3 rRNA genes are annotated in these 5,843 nt (G+C 60.2%); all 3 read right to left on the bottom strand.

Annotation, left to right across the window (positions count from 1 at the left end):
• Positions 1 to 76 precede the first annotated feature (76 nt).
• Positions 77 to 193, bottom strand: a 5S ribosomal RNA gene (rrf, locus tag J5X07_RS12645).
• Between the two features lie 192 nt (positions 194 to 385).
• A 23S ribosomal RNA gene (locus J5X07_RS12640) occupies positions 386 to 3,568 on the bottom strand.
• Positions 3,569 to 4,073: 505 nt separating this feature from the next.
• Positions 4,074 to 5,618: ribosomal RNA gene (locus J5X07_RS12635) — 16S ribosomal RNA — on the bottom strand.
• The 16S, 23S and 5S rRNA genes sit together here, the layout of an rRNA operon.
• Positions 5,619 to 5,843 lie beyond the last annotated feature (225 nt).

Here is a 5,843-nt window from a genome sequence, read left to right as displayed (position 1 = left end):
GTGGCTGGTGGTATGTGGCGCGGCCCCGCACGTTCCTCCTTGTTGTGGGGGGTGTGCGGGGCCGCGTGTGGTGTGTGCTCGGTGGTGTCCTACTCTCCCGCACCCTGGCGGGTGCAGTACCATCGGCGCTGGCTGGCTTAGCTTCCGGGTTCGGGATGGGTCCGGGCGTTTCCCTGCCGCTGTGACCACCGAGACGTCTTTTCTCAGTGACCCCCCTTTTTTTTGTGGTTGTGAGGGGTGTGGTGGGTTGGTTGTCTATGTTGTTATCCCCCTCCTGGTGTTCTTGGTGTGGGGGTTGGGTGGTGGTGGGTTGGTTGTGGACCGTATAGTGGGCGCCGGTGTGGCGTGCTCGTGCGTTGGGAACGCGTGTTTGCGTGTGTGTGTGTGTGTTTTGTGTTGGCCTATTAGTACCAGTCAGCTTGTACCATTGCTGGTTGTACACTTCTGGCCTATCTACCCAGTGGTCTGCTGGGGGCCTTCCACCCCGCTGGGGGGTGTGGAGACCTGGTCTTGGAGATGGTTTCCCGCTTAGATGCTTTCAGCGGTTACCCGTTCCGAACGTGGCTAACCAGCCGTGCCCCTGGCGGGACAACTGGCATACCAGAGGTTCGTCCGTCCCGGTCCTCTCGTACTAGGGACAGGCCTCCTCAAGTCTCCTGCGCGCGCAGAGGATAGGGACCGAACTGTCTCACGACGTTCTAAACCCAGCTCGCGTACCGCTTTAATGGGCGAACAGCCCAACCCTTGGGACCTGCTCCAGCCCCAGGATGCGACGAGCCGACATCGAGGTGCCAAACCATGCCGTCGATATGGACTCTTGGGCAGGATCAGCCTGTTATCCCCGGGGTACCTTTTATCCGTTGAGCGACGACCCACCCACACGGGATCGCCGGATCACTAGTTCCTACTTTCGTACCTGCTCGACCCGTCGGTCTCGCAGTCAAGCTCCCTTGTGCACTTGCACTCAACACCTGGTTGCCGACCAGGCTGAGGGAACCTTTGAGCGCCTCCGTTACTCTTTAGGAGGCAACCGCCCCAGTTAAACTACCCACCAGGCACTGTCCCTGACCCGGATCACGGGCCCAGGTTCAGGCGCGCACCATAGCCAGAGTGGTATCTCAAGGATGACTCCACCACCGCTGACGCGATGGCCTCGCTGTCTCCCACCTATCCTGCACAAGCTATGAGGCACGCCAATACCAAGCTGTAGTAAAGGTCCCGGGGTCTTTCCGTCCTTCTGCGCGAAACGAGCATCTTTACTCGTAGTGCAATTTCGCCGAGCTCATGGTTGAGACAGCGGAGAAGTCGTTACGCCATTCGTGCAGGTCGGAACTTACCCGACAAGGAATTTCGCTACCTTAGGATGGTTATAGTTACCACCGCCGTTTACTGGGGCTTGAATTCACCCCTTCACCACCAGCAGGTGGTTGAGGGCTCCTCTTAACCTTCCAGCACCGGGCAGGCGTCAGTCCGTATACATCGCCTTACGGCTTCGCACGGACCTGTGTTTTTAGTAAACAGTCGCTTCTCCCTGGCCTCTGCGACCCTCACCCCTAACAGGCTAGCTGTTTCAGGGCTTGGGCCCCCCTTCTCCCGAAGTTACGGGGGCATTTTGCCGAGTTCCTTAACCATGATTCACTCGTGCGCCTAGGCATACTCTGCCCGACCACCTGTGTCGGTTTAGGGTACGGGCGGCTGGCACCATCGCGTCGAGGCTTTTCTCGGCACCCCAGGATCACCCTGCTATCCCCCACCACAACGGTGGGGTCACCATCACGCCTCACCCCTGCCACCAGATAAGTGGCCGGCCCCCGGATTTGCCTGGGGACCGGGCTGCGCGCTTGAACGGGCCAAGCCATCAGGCCCGCGGAGGCTACCACTGTGCGTCACCCCTGTTAATACGCTTGCCTACCTGCACGGAGGGTCCCCAGACCCCGCCCCCCGCCACACCCGGGCCACCCGAGGGCGGCCAGGGCACGGACTATGGAGGACCGGGCGTGGGTCAGCACCCGCGCGTCGGCATGGGCGGTGCTTCGCCGGTACGGGAATATCAACCCGTCGTCCATCGACTACGCCTGTCGGCCTCGCCTTAGGTCCCGACTCACCCAGGGCGGACTAGCCTGGCCCTGGAACCCTTGGTCATTCGGCGCTAGGGCTTCTCACCCTAGTATCGCTACTCATGCCTGCATTCTCACTCCCGCGCAGTCCACCCGCGATCACTCCCGGGCTTCCCCCCACGCAGGACGCTCCCCTACCACCCCCGGCCCCTGAACACCCCACAACAGGTGGGGCGCTGGGGAACACGCCGGGGATCCGCGGCTTCGGCGGTGTGCTTGAGCCCCGCTACATTGTCGGCGCACGACCACTTGACCAGTGAGCTATTACGCACTCTTTCAAGGATGGCTGCTTCTAAGCCAACCTCCTGGTTGTCTGCGCGACCGCACATCCTTTCCCACTTAGCACACGCTTAGGGGCCTTAGCCGGCGATCTGGGCTGTTTCCCTCTCGACCACGGAGCTTATCCCCCGCGGTCTCACTGCCACGCTCAACCCGACGGCATTCGGAGTTTGGCTGACGTCAGTAACCCTGTGGGGCCCATCAGCCACCCAGTAGCTCTACCTCCGCCGGGCAACACGCGACGCTGCACCTAAATGCATTTCGGGGAGAACCAGCTATCACGGAGTTTGATTGGCCTTTCACCCCTACCCACAGCTCATCCCCCCAGTTTTCAACCTAGGTGGGTTCGGTCCTCCACACGCTCTTACACGTGCTTCAACCTGGCCATGGGTAGATCACCCCGCTTCGGGTCCACGACGCGCCACTGCAACCGCCCATTTCGGACTCGCTCTCGCTACGGCTACCCCCCACGGGTTAACCTCGCGACACGCCACTGACTCGCAGGCTCATTCTTCAAAAGGCACGCCACCACCCCACACCCACAAAAGCAGGTGCAGGGCTCTGACGGCTTGCAAGCGCCCGGTTTCAGGTACTATTTCACTCCCCTCCCGGGGTACTTTTCACCATTCCCTCACGGTACTATCCACTATCGGTCATCAGGAGGTATTCAGGCAGCCAAGTGGTCTTGGCAGATTCACACAGGATTCCACGAGCCCCGTGCTACTCGGGCACCCCACCCGCACACCCGCGCACCGGTTCCGCCTACGGGGGTCTCACCCACTACGCCACGCCATCCCAGACGTCTCGGCTACCAGCACACAAGCGCACCGCCCCCCGGCAGGAAGGCAGCAGCAGAGCCCCACAACACCGCGCACGCAACCCCTGCCGAGTATCACACGCACACGGTTTAGCCATCATCCGCTTTCGCTCGCCACTACTCACGGAATATCTTCTCCTACGGGTACTGAGATGTTTCACTTCCCCGCGTCACCCCCCACGCCCTATACAATTCAGACGCAGGTGACACGACATAACTCGTGCCGGGTCCCCCCATTCGGAAACCCTCGGATCACAGCCCGCCAGCCGGCTCCCCGAGGCTTATCGCAGGCCACCACGTCCTTCATCGGCCCCTGATGCCAAGGCATCCACCGAACGCTCAAAAAAACAAAACACAACAAAAAACACAAACCAGAACAAGCACCACAAAACAACAAGCAGACACCAACCACACCACCACAACAACAGCAGTCATGGCCCGGTGGCGCCCACTCAGATGCTCGCGCCCACTATACAGTTCACAACCAACCCGCCCACACCACCACCAGCACCCCCACCAACAACAGCAGGACCACCAGCAGCGGCCAGGCACCCAGGGCATGCAGCCCCAGAACCCGACAGCATGCCACCAGCCCAGCCACAACCCCCACGCCCACCCCACCCACAACAAAGGAGGGGGCAGACACCACAAGAGGGCCACAACCAGGCCGCACCACCACCAGGGCGCACCACCAGGACGCCCACCAACGAGCGACACCAGCACCACAACCCCGCAGCAGCGGTCTCCTACACCATGCACAACTCCCTGCACGGCCCCCACAAGCCAGCACCGGGCCCGCCCCACAAGGAGCAGCAACCAACCCAGCACCAACCAGGAGCCATGAACAGAAAACTCCCTAGAAAGGAGGTGATCCAGCCGCACCTTCCGGTACGGCTACCTTGTTACGACTTCGTCCCAATCACCAGCCCCACCTTCGACCGCTCCCCATAGGGCCACGGGCTTCGGGTGTTGCCAGCTTTCATGACGTGACGGGCGGTGTGTACAAGGCCCGAGAACGTATTCACCGCAGCGTTGCTGATCTGCGATTACTAGCGACTCCAACTTCACGGTGTCGAGTTGCAGACACCGATCCGAACTGAGACCGGCTTTAAGGGATTCGCTCCGCCTCACAGCATCGCAGCCCTCTGTACCGGCCATTGTAGCATGCGTGAAGCCCAAGACATAAGGGGCATGATGATTTGACGTCATCCCCACCTTCCTCCGAGTTGACCCCGGCAGTCTCCCGCGAGTCCCCACCACAACGTGCTGGCAACACAGGACAAGGGTTGCGCTCGTTGCGGGACTTAACCCAACATCTCACGACACGAGCTGACGACAACCATGCACCACCTGTAAGAGCGCCAAAAAGGAAGCCCCGTCTCCGAGGCGATCGCCCTCATGTCAAGCCTTGGTAAGGTTCTTCGCGTTGCATCGAATTAATCCGCATGCTCCGCCGCTTGTGCGGGCCCCCGTCAATTCCTTTGAGTTTTAGCCTTGCGGCCGTACTCCCCAGGCGGGGCACTTAATGCGTTAGCTACGGCGCGGAAGAACCCGGAAAAGGCCCCCCACACCTAGTGCCCAACGTTTACGGCGTGGACTACCAGGGTATCTAATCCTGTTCGCTCCCCACGCTTTCGCTCCTCAGCGTCAGTAACGGCCCAGAGACCCGCCTTCGCCACCGGTGTTCCTCCTGATATCTGCGCATTCCACCGCTACACCAGGAATTCCAGTCTCCCCTACCGCACTCAAGCCGGCCCGTACCCACCGCAAGCCCCCAGTTAAGCCAGAGGATTTCACGACAGACGCGACCAGCCGCCTACGAGCTCTTTACGCCCAATAATTCCGGACAACGCTCGCGCCCTACGTATTACCGCGGCTGCTGGCACGTAGTTAGCCGGCGCTTCTTATCCAGCTACCGTCAACCCACCCACACAGGAGCAGGCCTGCTTCACTGGCGAAAGAGGTTCACAACCCGAAGGCCTCCATCCCTCACGCGGCGTCGCTGCATCAGGCTTGCGCCCATTGTGCAATATTCCCCACTGCTGCCTCCCGTAGGAGTCTGGGCCGTGTCTCAGTCCCAGTGTGGCCGTCCACCCTCTCAGGCCGGCTACCCGTCACCGCCTTGGTAGGCCATCACCCCACCAACAAGCTGATAGGCCGCGAGCCCATCCCCCACCAAAAACACCCAAAAGGCGCATCTTTCCCAGCCCAGCCATGCGACCAGACCAGAATATCCCGTATTAGCCCCACTTTCATGAGGTTATCCAGAAGAAGGGGGCAGGTTACTCACGTGTTACTCACCCGTTCGCCACTCATCCACCCAAAAAAGGGCTTCACCGTTCGACTTGCATGTGTTAAGCACGCCGCCAGCGTTCGTCCTGAGCCAGGATCAAACTCTCCAAACAAAAACCAAACCCAACCACACACAAAACAAGCGCACAGCCAGGCCCAATCAAAACAAATCAGAGAAAACTATCCCCATGGCCCAACCCACCCCACAACAGGGCAGGCAAACCAAAAACAAAACAGACCCAACAACAACCCCACAACAAAAAAGCCGCAGAACCATCATCAAGCCCACATGGCATAAAAAACATGACACACTATCGAGATCTCAAACAACACACCCA

The organism is Actinomyces bowdenii, assembly GCF_017592395.1.
Lineage (GTDB): Bacteria > Actinomycetota > Actinomycetes > Actinomycetales > Actinomycetaceae > Actinomyces > Actinomyces bowdenii.
The sequence above is the reverse complement of the archived record's forward strand: the minus strand, read 5'-3'. Positions and strand labels throughout refer to the sequence as shown.